The sequence below is a fragment of the Clostridioides sp. ES-S-0006-03 genome (genome assembly GCF_020662275.1).
In the GTDB taxonomy this organism is placed as follows: domain Bacteria; phylum Bacillota; class Clostridia; order Peptostreptococcales; family Peptostreptococcaceae; genus Clostridioides.
In genome coordinates this window covers 255741-278072 of the sequence record NZ_JADGMM010000002.1, presented here as the reverse complement: position 1 = coordinate 278072, position 22332 = coordinate 255741, and the positions used below count along the sequence as shown (strand labels likewise).

The window sequence follows — 22332 nt, the reverse complement described above, 5'->3', positions numbered from 1 at the left end:
ATATACTACTTATTATAAATTATAGCTGTATTTAATTCTTCTAATCTCTTTGTATTATCCTTAATTGTAACTCTATTATTTTCTTCTATTCTCATAGTTTCATCTATACCAGATTTAATGGTATTGTACATTTTTTCTAATGTCTCTATTTGCACAGAGCTTGTTCCAGCCATTCTAGCTATTTGTGCACTTTGAGAACTTACATTTTGTGCATTTCTAAGCAGTAATTCATTAGTTTTATCATCAAGAGCTTTTAAAGACTTTGCTTGTAATTCTTGCTTTTTAAGTAATATAGCTTGAGATAAACATTGTTTAAATACTGGTAGAGTTACAACAAAGGCACTATTGATTTTTCTAATTAAACCATAGTTATTATGTTGCATACCTCTCAGCATAGGTATAGTCTGAATAGCTATATTTTCTGCTATCCTTAAATCATAGACTCTTTGATTTAACATATCATAGACTTTTAATAGTTCTTGATAGTTGACAATATCCATTTGGTCTCCACTAGTCTCTGATTTTTGTTTGAAATATGGTAGTATTTCATTATCCATTTCTTCTACTGCCATTTCTCCAGCAACAATATATTTTTGAAGTTCATTATAAAAGTCAAAATTTTCATTTAGCATAGCACCAATTTGCTTGTTAGAAAGAGCTATATCTCTTTCATATTGTTCAAGTTCAATTTGAATCTTTTCAACTTCTCCTCCCAGTGTTTCATACTTTTGAAACATCATTTCAATAGCATTATTAGCTTTTTTGAAAAGTTTTTGAACAAAATTTGGTTCCTTAGTTTCTTGAAAATCATCTAAATCAAACTTATCCATTATTTTAGTTAAGTGAACAAGCATCTTAGAATTTTCTTCATTTCTATTTAATTTTATTGTGTTTAATAGGCTATCAGAAACTCTAGCTACTCCTTCAGATGCTTTTCTACCAAATTGTAAAATTGTATCTGGATTTTCTACTTCTATAAGAGAAGTTAAAGCCTCAACCTCTTTAGACTTTCTAAGTTCATTTTTTTTATTATTTGTATATTCCATTATATCAAAATTTTCTTCTTGTATAGTCGTAGGTAAATTTTCAACAGTCTCTACAGAATTATTATCTTTTGAAAAATTATTTATATTTATCCCCATTTAAAATCGTCTCCTCTTGCCAAAAATTTTTTTAAGTAAAGGTATTCCATCTTCAAGTAAGTTCAATTTAAGGTCATATACCATTTTATCCAATCTGTGTATATCAATCAATTGGTTATTTATAACATTTTCTATATTATTTTCTCCGCCTGGAGATAATATAATAATATCAAATCCAATTTTACTAAGTAAAAGCATTAGGAATACAACTTCTTTATCAAACACAATGCTCTTATACATATATATAACCAACTTTGGATTTATGAGAGAGTAATCGAAATTATTCATCATATGAACAAGCTTTTTATCCATATGAAGTACTGTGAATAAGCCTTTTATTTTATCCTCTCCACTTAGTCCATTTAAAAACATGTTGCCTTCTATAAGTTCTTCCACTTTTTCTAAAATCATAATTTGTTGATTTAATGCTAATGTTGAAATAGAATATTCTTTATTATTTAAAACAGAATTTTTATCTATAATACCTTTTGAATTTAATACAAATGATAGGCTAAAAGCTTCTCTTGTAAATTCTTTTGAAAATCTATCTATCTCTCCATTAAATTCAATAAATGTTGAACTTTCTGAATCTCTTAATAAATCTAAAAACTTAATGTATTCATTTTTATCATTATATATTCCATTGATTTTAGAAAAGAAAACTGGAGTTTCTACTATAGTATCATTAAACTTAAATCCTGGTCTCAATTTTAATGGCTGATTCCAATATATTGATATTTCATCAATAGTTGAACTTAAAAGCAAGCTTTTTATTTTTCTATCTTGAAGTTGCCAGGGTTTTATAAATCCAGCATCATTTAACAATTCTTCACTTATTCTTTTTGATGCTTCTGCTCCAACAGTAAAAGCTTTTTTTACAGAGCCTTTATCTATCTTTTCACCTGAAACAACTCTATCTTCAAAAGAAACATTTTCTTCTATTATATTAGCCTCTTCTAATTCTATCTTATATTTCTCTAAATTTAAGATACTTATATTACTCTTTGAGTTTGGATTAAGGTATAATATATCAAATCCTGCTAAGTACAATATTAAAAGTAGATAGACTTCATGCTTTTTTATGTCTCCATAAAATATTATTTTTGGAGCATCATTTTTATTTATATCTAAGGCACCAATATAAGTCTTTATCCATGCCATTATTTTCACTATAAAATTTTGTTTAACTCTATCATTAGTAAAATCCTTTTCTTCCTCTTTTAATACTTTATCTATTGCTTGCTTTATTTTATAATCTATTTCTTCAAACCCTAAAATACTTATGTCTACATCTTCTGTACTGTTTTTATAATTTTTAAGCCCATTTTTAAAATAATTAATAATGTCAAAATCACTAGGATTTGCTATAGCATCAGTAAATAAGGCAATATCTTTTCTACTATCAATATTTTGCTTCGCCTTAAATATTTCAAGATTATACAAAATCTCATCTTCTAAACCAATATATGAAATAAAATAACTTAGATACCCCTTTGAAGGAGTGTAATTTCCTCTATCTGATTGGCTGGAGAATATTTTTTCAAATACCTTTGAGTCACCCATAATTATCCTCCCAATTTAATTGTTTATTGATAACTGACTCAAAATATATATTTTGAGCCAGTTTGTTTTTTTATAAAATTTGTTTTAAGCTGTTTTCTTTGGTTTTACTAATCTTATTACACACTTTACAACTTCATTGACTACAACTACACTTGCTGCAACACATAAAACTTTTACCCATGTCATAACATCCATAGCTACAGAGTTAAAGAAATCTTGGAATAACTGAGTAAATATTACTTGTGCAATACCTGTTAAAACTATTATTTGTAATGCTAGTTTATTATGTGTAAAGTTTGGAAAAATACTATCTGCACTAAATTCTCTACAGTTAAATGCATTAAATAATGCACTAAAAGCAAATAACGCAAACATTACAGTTCCCTTATGAGCTTCATCAACACCTAAGAAGTTAAATGTAGATTGTAACATTAGTATTGCTGTTATATAGAATGCATTTAATACTATTGTATATACCATTGACTTAGAAATTATATTTGCTTTTCTATCAACAGGTTTTCTATTTAATACGTGGTCTCTAACAGGCTCTAAACCTAATGCTAGTGCTGGTGGCCCATCCATAATTATATTTACCCACAACAATTGTATTGTTGTAAATGGCATTTCTTGCCCCATAACCTGAGATATTATAGCCACTAAAAATGCAATTACATTTACTGTTAATTGGAATTGAACAAATCTTTGGAAGTTATCATAGATTCCTCTACCCCATTTAATACCTTTTACAATAGTGCTAAAACTATCATCAGTTAAAATTATATCTGCTGCACTTTTTGATACTTCTGTACCAGATATACCCATTGCTATACCAACATCTGCCTTTGAAAGCGCTGGGGCATCATTTATCCCATCACCTGTTACAGCAACAACATCTCCACTCTTTTGAAGAGCTGAAACTATTCTCATTTTACTATCTGGCTTACTTCTTGCAACAATCGAAATAGTTTGTATTTCTTGTTTTAATTCTTCATCATCTAGAGTATCTATATATGAAGCTTCAACTGCTCTCATATTTCCTTTTAATAGACCTAACTCTTCACCTATAGCTCTTGCTGTATTTATATTGTCTCCTGTAAGCATTTTTACAGAAACACCAGCTTTATTTGCTGTATTCACTGATTCTATAACATCTTTTCTAAGTGGGTCTCTTATACCAACAAATCCACTAAATACTAAATTACTTTCCATTGCACTTACATTCATAGAATCACTTTCAGCAGTTACTGCTGCTTCTTCTTCAGCTTGGGAAATTTCTTTATATGCAAAACCTAATGTTCTCATTGATTTTACTTGTAATTTTTTTATTTCTTCTAAAATCTCATGTTTTATACCTTCAGTTATTGGAACTATGTCTTTACCTCTTTGAATGTGTGAACATAGCTCAAGCAATACTTCTGGTGCTCCTTTTGATAACAACACATGATTATTATCTTGACCTATAACAGATGTCATTCTCTTTGAATCAGAAGTAAAAGGATTTTGAGCTACTATATTAGATTCTTTTCTAACTTGTCTGTAATCTACATTTTTATAATATAGAAGTAATGCACATTCTGTAGCACTTCCTAGGTACTTAACATCATTATCATTATGCTCTACATCAGCTGTAGAGTTTATCATACAGTTTTCTTCAAAATAACTATTTATTTCTTCTTCTGAGCTCTCAATATATCTTCCATCAATATATGCAACTTCTACTGTCATTCTATTTTCTGTTAATGTACCAGTTTTATCTGAACATATTACAGAAACAGAACCTATAGTTTCACAAGCTTCTTTTTTGGTAACTAAGGCATTTATTTTAGCCATTTTTTGCATTGTTATTGCAAGTGTCATATTTATCATAGTTGGCAGACCTTCTGGAACTGCTGCAACTATCAATGCAACACATACTGTAAAGGCTGTTTTAACAGGGTCTATTGATTCTAAAAATGGTAAAATTCCAGACATATCAACATTTAATACATTCTTACTTACCATTTGAAAAACCATGAATATAAATAATAGTCCTGCTACTGCACTGGAAACTTTAGCTATCAATCCGCCTAAATTTCCAAGCTTTATCTGAAGTGGAGTTTGCTCATCTGCATCTGATAAGTTTTGAGCAATTTTACCCATTTCACTGCTATCTCCAATTGAAGTTACAACTAATATTCCTCTACCATAAGCAACAAGTGTACCACCAAATACCATATTTATTTGTTTTGCAGGAATTGGTTCTTGTACCACTAGTGCTCCTTTAGATTCTATTTCTTCCATTGGAACTACTACATCACATTTTTTAGATACATCATCTGATTCTCCTGTTAACATATCTTCTCTAATTTTAAGATTTATAGTTTCTATAAGTCTACCATCAGCAGGTACCATATCACCAGTTTCAATATATACTATATCTCCTGGTACTAGTTCATTCTTAGAAATTTGATGTATTTCTCCATCTCTTAGTACTTTAACTTCAATATTTTCAGTCATCTTAGAAAGAGCATCTGCTGCTTTCTTAGAACGACCTTCTGTAATCATACCTATTGCTATACCTATTGCTATAGCTCCTACAATCCCTATTGCATCATGAGTTTCTCCAATTACTGCACTTACTACTGCTGCAATAATTAAAATAACTATCATTGGTTCACTTAAACTGTCTTTTAAATCATCCCAAAAGCTTCCTTCCTCTTTTGGTGTAAATTCATTTAAACCATACTTTTCTCTTCTAGCCTTGACTTCTGATTCTGATAGACCTCTATCAGGGTTAACAGATAAGTCTTTAGTTACGTCTTCTTTGTCAACATTATAATATTTGATATCGTTATTAAATTCCATATACACACTCAATCCTGTCTAAATTTTGCATTACTTCTTTAAGACCCGCATCTTTTGTTCCTTCACCTATTGCTTTAAACTGCCAACTTCCATCTTTTCTATATATAACCCCTACTATAAGAGTAGTTTTTTCTGAATAATTATCAGATAAATTATACTTTGCTATTTCCTTTTTATTGCTTTGGTCTTCAACTCTTATATAGGCATTTTTTATCATCCCAAAGTGTTGTTTTCTGTCTATACAATTGTATATATTTACTACAAATAATAATCTGTGAATATTTGATGGAACTTTATCTAAATTAACTAGAATTTGTTCATCATCACCTACACCTTCACCAGTTAAGTTATCTCCTGTATGTAAAACTGACTTACAGGCACTCTTTAAATTTCCAAAATAAATTAAGTCTTTTATACCACTTAATTTTCCTTCCTGATTTAGCATAAATACAGATGCATCGCAATCTATATCAGCTTGTCCTCCACCAAATAAAGACTTAAGGAATCCTCCACCTGCCTGTTGCACAGGGTCCCATCCTAGGCCCACAAGTATATTACTCAATCCTGGGTTGGATTTTTTTAAATCTATTTTATCACCCTTTGATAAATTAATTGACATACTAAACCTCCATAAAATTTTATATAATATAACCTATACATTATTTGTATAGGCTACTTATATTTAATATACTGTGTTACTCATACTAAACACTTAATCCATAGTTTCTGCAAAGTGCTTCTAAGCCACCTTCAAATCCTGCTCCAACTGCACTAAACTTCCATTCTCCATTATATTTATATATCTCACATACTGTAATTGCAGTCTCTATACTAAATTCTTCACCTAAGTCATATCTTAATATTTCTTGGTCATTTTCAGAGTTTAAAACTCTTATATATGAGTTGCTTACTTGTCCAAAGTTTTGTTTTCTTTCAGCAGCTTCATATATTGTAACTGTTACAGCTATTTTTTGTATATGCTTTGGCATTGTATCTAAGTTTACTAATATTTCTTCGTCATCTCCATCACCTTCACCAGTTCTATTATCACCTAAATGCTCAACTGCTCCAGATGGATGTTTTAAATTATTATAGAATATAAAATCTTCATCTCTTTCAACTCTTTGAGATTCTCCTACCATAAAAACACTGACATCTAAATCGTAATCATATCCACTATCAAATGAATTTGTATCCCATCCTAGTCCAAGTCTAATATTTTTAAGTCCTGGATTTCCCTTAGTTAAATCAATTTTTTGTCCTTTTTTTAATACTATAGCCATGGAAAATACCCCCTCTAGTTTATTGTATTTAAAATTATAAGTTTATTCCAAAGTTTCCACATAACGCAGCAAGTCCACCTTCAAAACCAGAACCTAGTGCGTTAAATTTCCATTCTCCATTGTGTTTATATATTTCAGCTACTACTATAGCTGTCTCTATACTAAAATCTTCACCTAATTCATACTTTATTAGCTCTTCATTTGTATCTTTATCTACTATTCTTATATAAGAATTACTTACTTGCCCAAAATTTTGTGTTCTTTCTGTTGCATCATGAATTGTAACTGTAAAAGAAATTTTGCTTATTTCTCCAGGAATCTTAGATAAATCAACAACTATTTGCTCATCATCTCCATCACCTTCACCAGTTCTATTATCACCTAAATGTTCAACTGCTCCAGAAGTATGCTTTAAATTGTTGTAAAATACAAAATCTCCATCATTAGTAACACTTCCACTTGCTCCTGTTAAAAATGCTGCTGTATCTAAGTCAAAGTCAAATCCACCATCATACTTGTTAGTGTCCCATCCTAACCCTACTAAAATATTTTTAAGCCCTGGGTTTCCCTTAGTTAAATCAACCTTTTGGCCTTTTGATAATGTTATACCCATAATTTATCGCTCCCTTGTTAATTTTAGCTAAACAAATCTTGCTAATTATTTATCTTTTTCTTTAATCATATTATAACATTTTTTATTCATTTGTGAATAAAACTTACTTGATATTTTTAAAATATAATTAAAAAAATGTTTATATTTCTTACTTTTTACATAGATTTTACATATTTTTTTAAATAGATAAAATCTATGTTTAATATGTAATTATATATCATTTATATATACAAGTATACATTTTATTTTGAAACTACAAAATTCTTTGTATTATATTGTTTTAAGATGTTTTATAATAGATTATATCATCTTATTAGAGGAGAAAAAATATGATTTGTACTATTAAACCATTAAAAGTTGTAATAAAGAACTCAAAAGAGCCTTTAAATGAATTTATGTCTAGTAAGTCTTATACAAATAAGAGTTCTTCTTATATTAAAGAAGTCTACTTTACACGATATATAGGTATTGATAATTCGATTGATAAATACATAAAAAACATCAAAAATATAGATGCTCATTTTTTTAACAATATAACAGTTCCCTATATTAGGCTAAACAACTTAAATATAAATTTTGATAAATCACAAACAGATAAGATGCTCAATACTTTCAATACTTATAATGATGCTAAATTTAACAGTTGGAATTTATACAATATTGAATTTCCTTGTAAGATAGAAAATGATACATTAGATTGGACAAAAAAAATTGCATTTAAAAATACATTAGATTTGTTTTCTAAAAACACACCACATTCAACACCTTCTATTGTTAAAAATTTTGCTGTTAAACTTTTATGTTGGATAGATTATTTTCTACCTAAATTATTTTATAATAAAATTAAAATTACTGTTTCACCCAAGGTAGTGTATTTTGGAAATATTAAGAGACAGGAACTTTTTTTCTTATATTTTTTATCACAGCTTGGATGTGATATTTTATATATAAATCCTCATAAGGATATCCTTGATTTGTATCCTGAATGTTCTAGATTTTCTACTTTAGTTGAATTTTCTAAAAAAAGTCCAACTATGCTAGATATACCTTTGGAAAAATTAAATACAGATATAAATAATAATATCAATAATAACAAAACTTATACTCCTATAAATAAACCTCAATCTGAACAAACTTCTGTTGACACAAACTTTACATCTACAAAAAATAAAAAAGATAAAGAAATAGAACTTACATATGAAGAACTCGCAAAATTATCAACTTCCGTTGTTATGATTGTTGTGTGTGATAATGAAAACAAACCATTCAAGAGCGGTTCTGGAGTAGTCATAAATAGTGAAGGTTACATACTTACAAATCTCCATGTAGTTAATGAAGGCTATTCATTTTTAGTTAGATTTGAAAATGATGATAAAGTTTATACATCACATCAAATCATAAAATACCACTCAGATTATGATTTGGCTGTAATAAAAGTTGATAGAGAATGTAAATCAATACCAGTCAAGGTTAGTAAAAAACCTGTAAGAGGCCAAAAAATAGTTGCAATTGGAAGCCCTTTAGGTCTTTTCAATACAGTTTCAGATGGAATTATCTCTGCTTTTCGTGACTTTGAAACAGTTCAAATGATACAATTTACAGCTCCAATCTCTAGTGGTAGTTCTGGAGGGGCTCTTTTAGATATGTTTGGCAATTTACTGGGATTAATTTCTGCTGGATATGATGATGGACAAAACTTAAATCTAGCAGTGGAAAGTCATCTTGTCAAAATATTTGCCAATAATTTTATCGAAATAATAAACTAATTTACTCTTTCTTCATACCAATAGAGAGGGTGAGAACATTATATATGTTCGCCCTCTCCATATCATGAAAAAATTAATACTTGATGTTTTTATGCTCTATAAACAATTGATGCCATAGACAAAATGTAAATATAGTCCATATTTTCCTTGAATTATCTTTGTGACCTTTTAGATGTTCATCTAAAAGTTTTATTATATATTTTTTATCAATAAACTCGTCTACATTTGCATTGGAAATAGTTTCTCTTACAACAACTCCTAAATCATCTTTTAACCAAACTCTTATTGGAGTTGGAAATCCTAATTTTTTTCTCTGAATAACATGCTCTGGTACTATATCTTTAAAAGATTCTCTAAGTAGCACTTTTGTGTTATTTTTTGTTATTTTTTGTTCAACTCTTAAATTTTTCGCTACATCAAATACATCTTTATCTAAAAAAGGTACTCTAAGTTCTAGATGCTCAGCTACAGAAAATTTATCAACTTTTTGAAGTATATCACCTTGAAGCCATGTATTTACATCTATATGTTGCATTTTACTTATATAATCGTAATTATTTTTCTGCGCTTCTCTGTACAAATTTGATAATAAATACTCATGTATATTCTTTTCCTTATATTTAAAAAAGAATCTTTTTACTTCATTATTTTCAAAAATCTTCGCATTTCCTATATATCTCTTTTCTAAAGGTGTTGTAGCTCTGTAAAGATAATTTTTGCCTTTTATATTAGGCATAAGCTCTGAAACTCTATTTAATACGCCTCTAATATACACTGGTGAATTTATAACTGATTTCACATTATTATATTCCTTGTATACATTATATCCCCCGAATAATTCATCAGCACCTTCTCCAGACAAAGCTATTTTAACATATTTACTAGCTTCTTTAATTAAAAAATAAAGACCTACTCCTGATGGGTCTGCCACAGGGTCATCCAAAAAATAAATTACACTCGGTAATGCTTTTATATAGTCATCTTGTGTTATGTTAAGTGGAATGTTTTCTATGCCCAATTTATCAGCTGTTTTTTTAGCTATTTCCAATTCACTATACCCTTTAACATTAAAACCTAGCGAAAAAGACTTTATATTTGGATTAATTTGTGAAGCTATAGAGGTTATAATTGATGAATCTATACCACCAGACAAAAATGTCCCAATTTGTTTATTTTCTGCTACCTGTCTTCTTACCGAATCTATTACTACATTTCTTATTTCTTCTTCGCCTATATCTCTATTCCCTAAATGATTCTTACTGTAAAAAAATTTTGTACTACTCCTAAATTCAAGTTTATTGTATCTCTTTAAAGATAGTATTCCGTTTTCCACTCTAAAAAAATGTCCTGCTGGTATCAATCTTATTCCTTGTATCATAGTATCTTCAGGAAGAACATATTGAAACGAAAAATAACTCTGTAAACTTCGTTCATTTATGTTTAGTTTTTTAACATACTCGAGTATAAATTTATATTCTGATGCAAAGATTATCACTTTTTCTTTATTTATATAGTAAAGTGGTTTTATTCCAAATAAATCTCTTGCCCCAAATATGCTTTCATTTTCTTTATCATATATTATAAAGCTAAACATACCTTTTATCTTATGTACACAATTTTTTCCAAATGCTATATAAGATGTTAATAAGATTTCAATATCACTATCTGTAGCAAAGCTGTACCCTTTTTTAATCAATTCTTCTTTTATCTCGCAACTATTATATATTTCACCATTTAAAACTATAACCTTTCCATCTTTTTCAAATGGTTTAACTCCATGTATAACATCTATTACATCAAATCTATTAAAATCAAACTCTTTTTCCTCACCTTTTAAGTATCCTCTACTATCAAGACTTATATGATTTATATTATTTACAGATTCTTTTATTTTAAATTTAATATCTTCTTTTTTAGATATATCTCCTTTATAATAAATTGAAATATTGCCACACATATTATCAAATTTCCTTCCTAATTTTTAGTGTTACCCTTATTTCATAGTTTTGTCTTTGCCTTCAAAACTTATTCAATTTTAAAAAAATTACTATCAAATTTTTATAAATTATCTGCTAATCTTTCATAATTTTTTAATTTCTAGAAATACTATATTAGGAGGTGATTTTTATGAAGAAAAAAATGTTAATACCAGTTATTATGTCTTTATTTATACTTTCACAGTGTATAACTTTATTTGCTTTTACACCCGAAAATAACAAGTTTAAGGTTAAACCATTACCTTATGCTTATGATGCACTTGAGCCATATATAGATAAAGAAACTATGATTTTACATCATGATAAACATTATCAGGCTTATGTTGATAAGTTAAATGCAGCTCTTGAAAAATATCCTGAGCTTTATAATTATTCTTTATGTGAATTATTACAAAACTTAGATTCTTTGCCTAAAGACATTGCTACAACAGTAAGAAATAATGCAGGTGGTGCTTACAATCATAAATTCTTTTTTGATATAATGACTCCTGAGAAAACTATACCTTCTGAATCTTTAAAAGCAGCTATCGACAGAGATTTTGGTTCTTTTGAAAAATTCAAAGAAGAATTCCAAAAAGCAGCTTTAGATGTTTTTGGTTCTGGTTGGGCTTGGCTGGTAGCCACTAAAGATGGTAAATTGTCCATTATAACTACTCCAAACCAAGATAGCCCTGTAAGTAAAAACTTGACTCCTATCATAGGTCTTGATGTTTGGGAACATGCTTACTATTTAAAATATCAAAACAGAAGAAATGAATATATTAACAACTGGTTTAATGTAGTTAATTGGAATGGAGCTTTAGAAAATTACAAAAATTTAAAATCTCAAGAGTAATTAAATATTAAAATCCTTTTGAAAAAAACTTATGTTTGCTATATAATATAATAAAAGATAGTCTAAATTTACCAATATTGTGTTTATAGTGACGATTCAGGAGGATTTTTATATGATAAAAGAAACACATGAAAGGGGAGGATATATATTAGCGCTTTTGATACTCCCCTTTATAAATAATATATATTTAGTCAAATACGATACTACATATAAAATAGTATTAATTATAATCTATATCTATTTTGCATATTTAGGTTCATTGTTTCCAGATATAGATATGAGAGGTTCTTACATAAGTAAAAAATTCATATTAATTTACAAATTATTTGGAAGTAGGTTTAGACACAGAGGGTTTACCCATAGTCTTCTTGCATTATTACTCATTAGTAGTTTTTTTAAGTCTCTAACAATCTTTACCAACAACAATATAGTTTTTTCATGTCTGTCTAGTGGATTTATAATAGGATATTTTTCTCACATGTGTCTTGACCTTATTACCAAAGAAGGTATCGAATTGTTTTTTCCCATTACTATAAACATTTCCTTACTCCCTATAAAAACTAGTTCAAAAACGGAAAAATTCATATCTAAACTTTTAAATTTCATAGTTATTTTTTTAATCGGATATCAATTTTACATTTTATTTTAATGTATTTTTATAGTTACATATTTATAAATTAATTAAATAAATTAAAAAAATTGTCTTAAAAGAATACTTTTAAATTTAATTTTTATTTAAATCTAATTCTTTTAAGACAATTTTAATTTTTTGACAAGTTAAATTCTTTTGTTATCTCTATCATTATCGTGTTTTTTATGATGAAATTCATAGTTATGATTTTCAAGGTTTTTATTAACTTTACTTCCAATCTTCCATGATAAAAATACTAATAGTATAAATGATGCTATCTTTAGTGGACTTGTTATAAATCCTTCTATATCACTTGCCACATAACTTATTACTATAAACATTACAAATTTTCCTGCCAACATTGCTGGAACAAAATCTTTTATATCTTTTTTACAAAAAGCTGATGCAACAGTAACTAAACACCCAGGCATAAATGGACAAGCATATGCTATAAATAGCAGTTTAAATCCCTGTTTGTCCATCCAACTTATTGCTCTTTCAGTTTTACTATTTCTCAACTTATTAAAAAGTCTACTATCAGTAAATCTACTTATTAATAAAAATAATGAGGTTGTCCCAAGCCCTGAGCCAATCCATGATAGCAAACACCCAAGTAATAACCCTTGTATAGCAGCATTTGCTGTAACTATCGCCACAAGTGGTAAGGCTGGTATAAAGCTTTCTATAAATGCACTTAATAAACCAATTATTGTGGCTAACACCCAATAGTTTTGAGTTAAATCAAGTAATTCTTGTATATACTGCATATTGCTTTTCCCCTTTTTTAACTTTAACTATTATTATATACTCTATATTGCTATTACATACCAATTTCAAAAAGGAATCTAATATTCAAAAGTAAATAATTTATGTAAATTTACAGTTAAGGTATCTTTATTTTATTATATATTATAACAAAAAAGTCTTAAAATATGAATCTATCATATTTCAAGACTTTTTCTTTTTATCTAGATATATTTAAACTATAGTATATCTGACTTCATAACATCTTCAAAATCCCCTTTTTCAGATATTAATCTTATCAATTTAACAGTGCAACTTAAATCATTTATAAGTATAGCTCCTACTAATGAACCATCTTTCATAAATAATTTTTTATATACTCTTTTACCTTCATCTTTTGATGAAATTTCTTTATCAAAATCTTGTATATTACCAATACTAAATACTTTAACATTCATAGCATCTAATGAAACTGGATATACATCACTTTCAAATTTCAAACTATCTCCACTTGCATTTGCTCCTGCTATTTTTCCCATTTCTACTGAAGATGGCCATATTGCTAGACTAGTGTTTCCTACTTGTGCAACATCTCCACAAGCGTATATATCTTTAACATTTGTCTGTAATGTATTATCTACAACAATACCTCTATCAATTTTTACAGATGTATCTTGAACCATCTGAGTATTTGCTCTCACTCCAATTGAAAAGACTACCATATCACAGTCAACACTATTGCCATCTTTAAATACAACTTTTTGAGCCCTTCCATTGCCATCAATACCATCAACTGCCACACCTAATCTTACATCTATGCCTGTATCTCTTACACATTGCTCTAGTATTTTACTGCCTTCTTTATCAAGTTGTTTTGATAATATACCATCCATTGCTTCAACCACTACTACTTCTAAGCCTTTTAATTTAAATTCCCATGCTGCTTCAAGACCTAATAGTCCTCCACCAATTACTACAACTTTCTTAGACTTTTCTAATGCTTCTTTTACATTATATAAGTCTTTTATATTTCTAAGTGTAAATACATTTTCTAAATCATGACCTTTAATTGGTGGTATGAAATTTCTACTTCCTGTGGCTATTACAAGCTTATCAAATTTAATAGCTCCATCATTTACTACAATAGTTTTATTTGCTTCATCTAATTTATCTACATTTGTTCCTAATATTACTACTATGTTGTTTTCGTCATACCAAGCTTTATCTTCCATATAGAAATCAGAATTAAGTTCTTCATTTATACCATCAGAAAGTGCAGGTCTATAGTAAGTTAACTCTTCCTCATTAGAAATCATAGTTATCTTACAAGTCTTATTTCTTTTTCTTATAGCATCTGCTGCATAGAAGCCAGCTGCACCATTTCCTACTATAACAAAATATTCGTCAGTATCTTTTCTAAAAGTAACCTCATCTTCTTCAACTTCTATAAATTGGTCCTCTTTGGCTCCACATACAGGGCATATACTAGGAGCACTATCTCCTTCAAATACTTCATTACAAATTACACATTTAAACTTTTTAGTCTTCTTTTTACTTCCAAAAGTAGAGTTTAACTTATCTAAGAATTTTCCTGTATAAGCATATAATTTGTCAACTTCTTCCCCTGATGGTTTAAAATTAACAGCAAATGGTTTCACTGTTGTCATTCTAAGCTGATTGATTCTCTCCATAGCATTTTCTATACCTTCTCCACTCCATCCATATGAACCAAATACTGATGCAACTTTTCCACCATGAAGAACTGGATTTAAAGATACTAATATATCCCATATAGGTTTTAATGCATCCCCTAATATTGTTGGTGTTCCAAATAATACACCTTGCGATACTGCTATTTTATCTAGAATTTCTTCTTGCTTATGCTCTATTACATCAAATAAATTTACTTTATAATTGCTATTTTTTTCAATATATGATTTTATAGCCTCTGCCATGATTTTTGTATATCCATGTGCAGAAACATAACAAATTGTAACTTCTTTTTCTAATTTTACTTGTTCATTTACACTCCATTTATAATAAAGGTCTATAATTTTTCTAGGATTTTCAGTCAATACTGGTCCATGACCTGGGCACACTGTGTCTATATCTAAATCTTTTATCTTTTCTATAGCAGTTACCATAGATGGTTTAAATGGCCCCATTATACAATCATAATAATATCTTAAGGCATCTAAGTAATCCTTTTCTTCATCTTCATTAAGAGTGTTTACTATCTTGTCATTACTATAATGACTTCCAAATGAATCACATGTTACAAGAGTTTTATCTTCTTTTATATATGTGTATATAGTATCTGGCCAATGAAGCATAGGTACAGAGAAGAATTCTAAAGTCTTATCGCCTATTGATAGCACATCTCCATCTGCAACTGCAATATATTCAAAGTCTTTGTTTACGATTTCCTTTAGATACTTAATAGCAGTTTCTGAAGCTACTACTTTTGCATTTTTTGCTAAATCTAATAGCTTTTCAACGCTTCCTGCATGGTCTGGTTCAGTATGACTTACCACAATATAGTCAATTTTTTCAAAGTCTATATTTAAATCATTTAATCTTTCAATATATTTCTCAAAATGTTTATCTTTAACTGTTTCAAATAAAACTGTTTTTTCTGTGCCTTTTAAGACATATGAATTATAAGTTGTTCCATAAGGTGTATACATAATTATGTCAAATACTCTTAAATCAGGGTCAAGTGAACCTACCCAATATAAATTTTCTTTTATTTTCAATGATTTTAATGACATACCGTACTCCTCCTAAAATAGTTATTTAACCTTTTTATACCCTATTTGTTATATTTTAAACAAATTTTATTCAAAAAAGAATTTATTTTAAAAGCAACTTGAAACTCTTAATCTTCTTTTTCTACCTCCAGTATAGTTCCTTTTTTAGAATCTACCTTTATGTCATATTCATTTTTATCTTTATCTATTCTTATTTTATAAAAAGTAACATCTAAATCTTTATCTAAACTCCATTCTTTTACTATTCCATCTTGTTCTTTCAATGCAATTTCCATAGCTTTTTGAGGTGTTATTATATCATTTAAATCTAATTTTTCTTTTCTAGCTTTACCATTTAAATCTTCTGAATCCAATTTTTCAGTTTTATCTTGCAATACATCCTTTGTATTAGCATCTATTTTCATCTTATACTCATTATTATCATCTACACCTTCAACAGTATAAACATATTTATTTAAATCGCTTTCAAGACTTAAATCTACTATATCAGCATCCTTATATTTGTCTTTAAACATATTTATTGCATCTGTATAAGGTACTTTGAAGTCTTGTTCCATTAAACTTTCATCAATTTTGCCATCTTTTAAATCACTATTTGAAGCATTTGCTTCTTTTTTTGTATTGCTATTTTGAGGTGCTTGTCCTGAATTTGAATTTCCACTACATGCAGTTAATAAACCTGCAATAAGTATACTTGCTACTAATAAATATAATTTTTTACACATAAAAATCCTCCTTAAATAATAATTAATTTATTCTATATTATGCCCTTTAAACCCTTCATTTACCCTTTTATATTGCATATTTTCCTTACTTTATTTTAATTATTTTCAAAGCTTTATAATCAAAAGCTAAAAATCTATTTTAATATTACTTATATGAAAATTAACCTAAATAATAAGATATGAGTACAAATTTTTAAATTTCTAATATAATACCTGTTTATAAATCATAATTATTCTTAAAAATAGAAATGTTGAGATAAACTGAGATGAAATTGGATGATACACAAATATCCAAAGTTATACAACTTCTTATTATTTTAAAATACTGAGATAAGATGATTTTCTGTCTATCGTAAAATAATATTTAACTATACGTGTATCGCTCAAAGATGAAATATTTTTAAAATCTATATAATATAATTTATTATACCAGAATTTTAAAATTTAAATCTATAAAATAGTAAAAATTATCATTAATTAAATATGAAAATAAAAAATCTACATAAAATAAAAACAACTAAAAGAGATGCTTTAAATAGCATCCCCTTTATATAATTAAAAACTTAAATTTTATTTAGTTCCCTAACTGTTAAATCCATTTTAGGATAAGGTATTGTAATTCCTTCTTCATCAAATCTAATTTTAACATCTTCTAATAAATCAAGGTAAATTGTCCAATAGTCTTCTGTCTTACACCAAGCCCTAATTGCAAATTTAATGGCATTATCTCCATGTTCTACTACTCCTATAAATGGTTCTGGTTCATTTATTATTAATTTATGTCTATTTACAATTTCTTTTAAGACTCTTCTAACATGTAATATATCATCTTCATATCCTACACTAAAAACTAAATCAACCCTTCTAGTATTTTTTGCAGAATAATTTATCAGACTATCATTTGATACAGAGCCATTTGGTATAAGTATCTGCTTATTATCTGGAGTAGCTAATTGAGTATAAAAAAGTCCTATTTGCTCAACTGTTCCTCCATGACCTGCTGCTTCTATGTAATCTCCTACTTTAAAAGGTCTAATCAAAAGTATAATAAATCCTCCAGCAAAATTTGATAAACTACCTTGCAGCGCTAAACCTATCGCTACCCCTGCTGAAGCTATTACAGCAGCAAAACTAGATAAACTCATCCCCCAGTATTCAAGAACAACTATTATAACAGCAACTTTAAGTACACTTAAAAGAAGAGATTTCAAAAACCTTCTTAAAGTTAAATCGACATCTCTTTTGCCAAGAACTGTCATGACATGGTTTACAATTTTTTTTATTATTTTAAATCCAATTGAAAGTATGAGTAAACCTATTATAAGTTTTACTCCACTTGTAGTTGCCCATTCCAAAAGGCTTTCCATCAAACCACCCATGTCCATTTTATTAATATCTAGATTATTTAAATCTAACTTACTTATATCATCTATTTTTGTTGTATCCATAGAAAAAACTCCTTACTTTATATTTTAGAACCAATATTATAGTTTAAAGTTCTTATTTTTCTATTTAATATGATACAATATCATTTAATCATAGTAAACAAGATTTATATTCCAGTTAGCTCTTTTTTCTAAATCCAAACCTTCTATTATTTGTAGAACTTTATGCTAAGCCACTATGAAAATGCTATTGAGTTTTAAAATCATCATTTTTTACACCAATATGAGATGCTATTATAGTTATAATACTTAATACTATAAATACAATAAATCCTCTTTTATATCCATCAACTGTATTATAGAAATTTATTTGTAAAGATATAGCTATGATTAAATTAATAATACCACTTCCTATAAATTCAAAGGTATTAATAACACTAGTTGCCAATCCAGAATAAATCTCTTTATTTTTATATTTAGCATCATTAAATACTTGTAGATGTGACATGACTATACACCCCATTATAAAAAATGCTACTGATAAAAACATTATTGGTGGTTTTACTTTAAAAACAATTACAATTATTATCCATATAAATAAGTCTATCATTGCACCATATTTTATTATGTTAAACTTGCTAGACTTTATTTTTGCAAACACAAAATCCATGATTATTGAACCAAATATAAATCCATATGTAAAAAATGATACTATAAACGCAGAAAAACTCTTACTAACTCCATAAACATCCATTATGTATCTTACTCCCCAAAGACTTGTAAATGCACTTGTTAAACCTACAAAAGAAAACATTATTATTGAATTATACCATGTTGACTTATTAATTATAACGGACTTAATCCCTTCAATAATACTAATTTTTTCTGATTCTTCATAAATATCAACATTTACATTAAATCCATATTCTCTTGGTGTATCTCTAACAATAATATACATACAACATCCAATTAAAATATCTATTATACCTATTAATAAAAATGAATTTCTCCAACCAATAAATTCGGACAAAAATACTAGCGGAAAAGTAGCAAGAACTCCTCCCACATTTCCAACAAATGAGAACTTAGCTGTTGCAGAAGCAAACTCCGATTTATCAAACCATCTACCTTGAATTTTTAAGATACAGAGTAATATTACTGATGTTCCTGCTCCTACAACTATACGAGAAAGATATGCTAATTCTATATTTTGTATTAATCCAAATAGTATCGAACCTATACTAGCCGTTATTATTCCAATACTACTAATCTTTCTTGCTCCATATTTATCAATTAATATACCTGCTGGTATTTGCATAAGTGCATATGAGTAAAGGCAAAATGATGCTATATTTGATATTTGTATAGAATTAAACCCTAACTCTTTTGCTAAATTATCTGAGACAACAGCAGTTGACATCCTTAAAAATAAGACTAAAATAAATGAAAATGTAATTATGCCCCAAACACTCCATTTAGTCTTTGTATAACTTTTCATATTTTCTCCCTCAAATCTATGTAATTTTAACTTTTATTACTCTGTTTGTAGACTTTCTATTTACAGTATTTGTTTATAAGAATTTTGTAATTATTTATCAAAATTTTTAATATGCATTTCTATTATACAATACACATACACATTTAACCATATATAAGAATTTATTCCTGTTTATATAATACTTAATTAATTCTTAAAGTAAACAAGAGCCATCTTTTAAAGTAACTCTAAAAGATGGCTCTTTATAAAAATATCTATTCTAAATTTAAATTTCTATCTAGTATATATTTTGTAGCAATAAATAATATTACTAAAATTATAATACTACCAAGTATAGCAAACATAAAATGAGAACTTTGATATAAATGATAAATCATGTTAGTATTTTCTCCTGGTAAAAATCTTTCAATTGTACTACCAACAGTTGATATTATCATATTTATAATTATAAAAGAAACAAATGCAGATACATTTCTATGTTTATTAAACTTTGGTAATTGCCCCATTGAAATTGCTGTATATAGCAATAAAATAAATGAAGTATATGAAATAAGCATTGTTAATAATAGCAAGAACATATCTAAAAAATTTTCAAACCCCAATCTGAAAACATTATTAAAAAAATCTAAAATCTCAGCAAATGCAATTCCAGAAGCACTAAAAAACATTAGTACTGCAAATGTACCTACTGCAACTATAAAACTAAGTACCGCATATATAAGTGCTGTTATACATTTGGATAATATAAGTGAACTAGTACTAACAGGAAGAGTAAACATTAAATAGCCTTCATCTCCCAAAAGATTTTTTCTAAATCTTTGAATTGTAACTACAATAGTTAAAACACCCAGTGCCATAAAAAGACTTGTAAGTACAAGTATTCCTATTCCTTGTATTTGGAATATATCAATCTTCATAAATATTCCATTTAATATAGCCACTACTATTATAGCTATATATAATGGTATAAACGTTCTTCCACTTGCCTTTAACTCATATTTTAATAGTTTTCCTAACATTTGAATTCCTCCCTAAATAATGCATCTATAGATTTACCTTTTTCCTCTCTTATTGATTCAACATCTCCTTGTAGTACTATCTCACCTTTAGATATGAATATTACTTCATCACATATATTTTCTATCTCACTTATTAAATGAGTTGCAATCAGCAAAGTACTATCCTCATAATAGTTTTTTAGTATAGTCTTAAGTATATATGACCTTGCAGCTGGGTCAACACCTCCAATAGGCTCATCTAAAATATATATATTTGCTTTTCTTGACATAACCAGAATAAGTTGTACTTTTTCTTTAGTTCCTTTAGACATTGTTTTTAATTTTTCATCTACATCAATATCTAAACTCTTAATCATTTCATTTGCCCTTCTAACATCAAAATCACTATAAAAATCATAGAAAAATTTAAGTAAATCTGATACTTTCATCCAGTCGTTTAAATAAGTTCTTTCTGGTAGGTATGATACTATTTTCTTTGTTTCTATAGATGGCTTCATTCCATTTATCATAATTTCACCATCATCAGGTTGTAATAATCCATTCATCAATTTAATCATTGTACTTTTACCACTTCCATTAGGACCTAACAAGCCAACTATTTTTCCTTTTGGTATATTCAACTCAACATTCTTTAAAACCTTTTTAGTTCCATAGCTTTTATTTACACCTTTAAATTCAACTATGTCATTTTGAGAAACATCATTTATATTTTTATCCATTTTATAATTCTCCTTTCAAATTTTCTGTTATAAGTTTTAACATTTCATCTTCGTCATATCCAAGTTTTACTAAAGTCTCTTTTAATGTATTTATTTCAACATTGGCTATTTCCTCTTTCATAGCTTTTATTTTTTCCTTATCATCTGTTACAAATCTTCCTTTTGTTCTTTGGCTATAAACCAATCCTTGTCTTTCCAGTTCTGTTAAAGCTTTTTGCATCGTATTTGGATTAACTTCAGCATCCTCAGCAAGTGCTCTTACTGTTTCTAATTTAGAACCTATTTTTATTTCCCCTGAAACTATTTTTAACTTTAGATGTTCTACTAATTGTATATATATAGGTTTGTTATTATCAAGTTCCCATTCCATATTCATGCCTCCTCATTGTGTTATTATATTATTGTATTAATAACCTAATACAATAATATAATAATACAGCTCATATGTCAACTATTTTTAAATAAAATTATGAATATCTACAAGCTTTTTCATTTAAGGATAATTCTATGATGTCATGTCAGGAGGGTTCTCCTCCAGGAGTGTTGGTTCATCCTTTTCCCATCTATACAGTTTACTTGTTACTTTATATCAGAGCTCCCCGATGCTATAATGATTCCCAGTGGAATCTCAGCTAAGGTCACTGCTGTTTCACTCCTGCAAAGCATCCGCTATTGCTTAGAAAGCTTGCAGCCCAGACGGTGTACCATGACTGCTTACACAAATGCTGCATCCCCAGTTCTAGCCACCAGCAGGGTATTTCTACTGGACGAATGCTGATAACGCGAGGTTTCAGCCG

At 28.0% G+C, this 22332-nt stretch carries 18 protein-coding genes; 3 read left to right on the top strand and 15 right to left on the bottom strand.

Features of this window, described 5'->3' with window-relative positions; translation table 11 throughout:
• Positions 1 to 5: 5 nt before the first annotated feature.
• From IR151_RS03435 to IR151_RS03410, 6 genes are all read right to left on the bottom strand, one after another.
• Positions 6 to 1142: a toxic anion resistance protein gene (locus IR151_RS03435; protein WP_227433096.1), complete on the bottom strand. Its 1137-nt coding sequence runs from the start codon at positions 1140 to 1142 to the stop codon at positions 6 to 8.
• Positions 1143 to 2705 (bottom strand): YceG family protein, encoded by a 1563-nt coding sequence (locus tag IR151_RS03430; RefSeq protein WP_227433095.1) that lies wholly within the window; start codon positions 2703 to 2705, stop codon positions 1143 to 1145.
• Positions 2706 to 2789: 84 nt separating this feature from the next.
• Positions 2790 to 5549, bottom strand: coding sequence for a calcium-translocating P-type ATPase, PMCA-type (locus IR151_RS03425; RefSeq protein ID WP_227433094.1), 2760 nt, complete (start codon positions 5547 to 5549; stop codon positions 2790 to 2792).
• Complete coding sequence (locus IR151_RS03420; RefSeq protein ID WP_227433092.1) at positions 5539 to 6168, bottom strand: TerD family protein; 630 nt, start codon at positions 6166 to 6168, stop codon at positions 5539 to 5541. Before IR151_RS03420 ends, IR151_RS03425 begins: the two co-directional genes overlap by 11 nt.
• 85 nt (positions 6169 to 6253) lie before the next feature.
• On the bottom strand, positions 6254 to 6832 hold the full coding sequence (locus IR151_RS03415; protein ID WP_227433091.1) for a TerD family protein: 579 nt from the start codon (positions 6830 to 6832) through the stop codon (positions 6254 to 6256).
• Positions 6833 to 6866: 34 nt separating this feature from the next.
• Entirely contained in the window at positions 6867 to 7445 is a 579-nt protein-coding gene (locus IR151_RS03410; protein ID WP_227433090.1) for a TerD family protein, read from the bottom strand.
• Between the two features lie 329 nt (positions 7446 to 7774).
• Here IR151_RS03410 and IR151_RS03405 point away from each other — a divergent pair, with 329 nt between their 5' ends.
• The gene (locus IR151_RS03405; RefSeq protein WP_227433088.1) at positions 7775 to 9211 is read left to right on the top strand and encodes a trypsin-like peptidase domain-containing protein; all 1437 of its coding nucleotides are present in this window, start codon (positions 7775 to 7777) and stop codon (positions 9209 to 9211) included.
• Positions 9212 to 9284: 73 nt separating this feature from the next.
• Here IR151_RS03405 and asnB read toward each other — a convergent pair whose 3' ends face one another.
• Positions 9285 to 11168: an asparagine synthase (glutamine-hydrolyzing) gene (gene asnB / locus IR151_RS03400; RefSeq protein WP_227433087.1), complete on the bottom strand. Its 1884-nt coding sequence runs from the start codon at positions 11166 to 11168 to the stop codon at positions 9285 to 9287.
• Between the two features lie 170 nt (positions 11169 to 11338).
• Here asnB and IR151_RS03395 point away from each other — a divergent pair, with 170 nt between their 5' ends.
• The gene (locus IR151_RS03395) at positions 11339 to 12043 is read left to right on the top strand and encodes a superoxide dismutase (protein ID WP_285891625.1); all 705 of its coding nucleotides are present in this window, start codon (positions 11339 to 11341) and stop codon (positions 12041 to 12043) included.
• A 112-nt stretch (positions 12044 to 12155) separates the two neighbouring features.
• On the top strand, positions 12156 to 12692 hold the full coding sequence (locus tag IR151_RS03390; protein ID WP_227433086.1) for a metal-dependent hydrolase: 537 nt from the start codon (positions 12156 to 12158) through the stop codon (positions 12690 to 12692).
• A 128-nt stretch (positions 12693 to 12820) separates the two neighbouring features.
• On the opposite strand, the gene IR151_RS03385 is transcribed toward IR151_RS03390, so the two are convergent.
• The 8 genes from IR151_RS03385 to IR151_RS03350 form a co-directional block, all read right to left on the bottom strand.
• Entirely contained in the window at positions 12821 to 13441 is a 621-nt protein-coding gene (locus IR151_RS03385) for a TVP38/TMEM64 family protein (RefSeq protein WP_227433084.1), read from the bottom strand.
• 216 nt (positions 13442 to 13657) lie between these two features.
• Positions 13658 to 16189 (bottom strand): FAD-dependent oxidoreductase, encoded by a 2532-nt coding sequence (locus IR151_RS03380; protein WP_227433083.1) that lies wholly within the window; start codon positions 16187 to 16189, stop codon positions 13658 to 13660.
• Positions 16190 to 16296: 107 nt separating this feature from the next.
• Entirely contained in the window at positions 16297 to 16914 is a 618-nt protein-coding gene (locus tag IR151_RS03375) for a PepSY domain-containing protein (protein WP_227433082.1), read from the bottom strand.
• 563 nt (positions 16915 to 17477) lie between these two features.
• On the bottom strand, positions 17478 to 18362 hold the full coding sequence (locus IR151_RS03370; RefSeq protein ID WP_227433080.1) for a mechanosensitive ion channel family protein: 885 nt from the start codon (positions 18360 to 18362) through the stop codon (positions 17478 to 17480).
• 184 nt (positions 18363 to 18546) lie between these two features.
• Complete coding sequence (locus IR151_RS03365) at positions 18547 to 19797, bottom strand: MFS transporter (protein ID WP_227433078.1); 1251 nt, start codon at positions 19795 to 19797, stop codon at positions 18547 to 18549.
• 254 nt (positions 19798 to 20051) lie between these two features.
• Complete coding sequence (locus tag IR151_RS03360) at positions 20052 to 20816, bottom strand: ABC transporter permease (protein ID WP_227433076.1); 765 nt, start codon at positions 20814 to 20816, stop codon at positions 20052 to 20054.
• On the bottom strand, positions 20810 to 21535 hold the full coding sequence (locus IR151_RS03355; protein ID WP_227433074.1) for an ABC transporter ATP-binding protein: 726 nt from the start codon (positions 21533 to 21535) through the stop codon (positions 20810 to 20812). The genes IR151_RS03360 and IR151_RS03355 overlap by 7 nt, the downstream gene beginning before the upstream one ends.
• Position 21536: 1 nt before the next feature.
• Complete coding sequence (locus IR151_RS03350) at positions 21537 to 21905, bottom strand: GntR family transcriptional regulator (protein ID WP_227433073.1); 369 nt, start codon at positions 21903 to 21905, stop codon at positions 21537 to 21539.
• Between the last annotated feature and the right edge of the window lie 427 nt (positions 21906 to 22332).

Bases quoted from the DNA above. Each gene is read 5' to 3' on its own strand.
- IR151_RS03415 (WP_227433091.1), bottom strand. From the start codon at position 6,832: ATGGCTATAGTATTAAAAAAAGGACAAAAAATTGATTTAACTAAGGGA.
- IR151_RS03430 (WP_227433095.1), bottom strand. From the start codon at position 2,705: ATGGGTGACTCAAAGGTATTTGAAAAAATATTCTCCAGCCAATCAGAT.
- IR151_RS03355 (WP_227433074.1), bottom strand. From the start codon at position 21,535: ATGGATAAAAATATAAATGATGTTTCTCAAAATGACATAGTTGAATTT.
- IR151_RS03350 (WP_227433073.1), bottom strand. From the start codon at position 21,905: ATGGAATGGGAACTTGATAATAACAAACCTATATATATACAATTAGTA.
- IR151_RS03425 (WP_227433094.1), bottom strand. From the start codon at position 5,549: ATGGAATTTAATAACGATATCAAATATTATAATGTTGACAAAGAAGAC.
- IR151_RS03380 (WP_227433083.1), bottom strand. From the start codon at position 16,189: ATGTCATTAAAATCATTGAAAATAAAAGAAAATTTATATTGGGTAGGT.
- IR151_RS03390 (WP_227433086.1), top strand. From the start codon at position 12,156: ATGATAAAAGAAACACATGAAAGGGGAGGATATATATTAGCGCTTTTG.
- IR151_RS03370 (WP_227433080.1), bottom strand. From the start codon at position 18,362: ATGGATACAACAAAAATAGATGATATAAGTAAGTTAGATTTAAATAAT.
- IR151_RS03420 (WP_227433092.1), bottom strand. From the start codon at position 6,168: ATGTCAATTAATTTATCAAAGGGTGATAAAATAGATTTAAAAAAATCC.
- IR151_RS03375 (WP_227433082.1), bottom strand. From the start codon at position 16,914: ATGTGTAAAAAATTATATTTATTAGTAGCAAGTATACTTATTGCAGGT.
- IR151_RS03365 (WP_227433078.1), bottom strand. From the start codon at position 19,797: ATGAAAAGTTATACAAAGACTAAATGGAGTGTTTGGGGCATAATTACA.
- IR151_RS03435 (WP_227433096.1), bottom strand. From the start codon at position 1,142: ATGGGGATAAATATAAATAATTTTTCAAAAGATAATAATTCTGTAGAG.
- IR151_RS03410 (WP_227433090.1), bottom strand. From the start codon at position 7,445: ATGGGTATAACATTATCAAAAGGCCAAAAGGTTGATTTAACTAAGGGA.
- IR151_RS03395 (WP_285891625.1), top strand. From the start codon at position 11,339: ATGAAGAAAAAAATGTTAATACCAGTTATTATGTCTTTATTTATACTT.
- IR151_RS03405 (WP_227433088.1), top strand. From the start codon at position 7,775: ATGATTTGTACTATTAAACCATTAAAAGTTGTAATAAAGAACTCAAAA.
- IR151_RS03360 (WP_227433076.1), bottom strand. From the start codon at position 20,816: ATGTTAGGAAAACTATTAAAATATGAGTTAAAGGCAAGTGGAAGAACG.
- IR151_RS03385 (WP_227433084.1), bottom strand. From the start codon at position 13,441: ATGCAGTATATACAAGAATTACTTGATTTAACTCAAAACTATTGGGTG.
- asnB (WP_227433087.1), bottom strand. From the start codon at position 11,168: ATGTGTGGCAATATTTCAATTTATTATAAAGGAGATATATCTAAAAAA.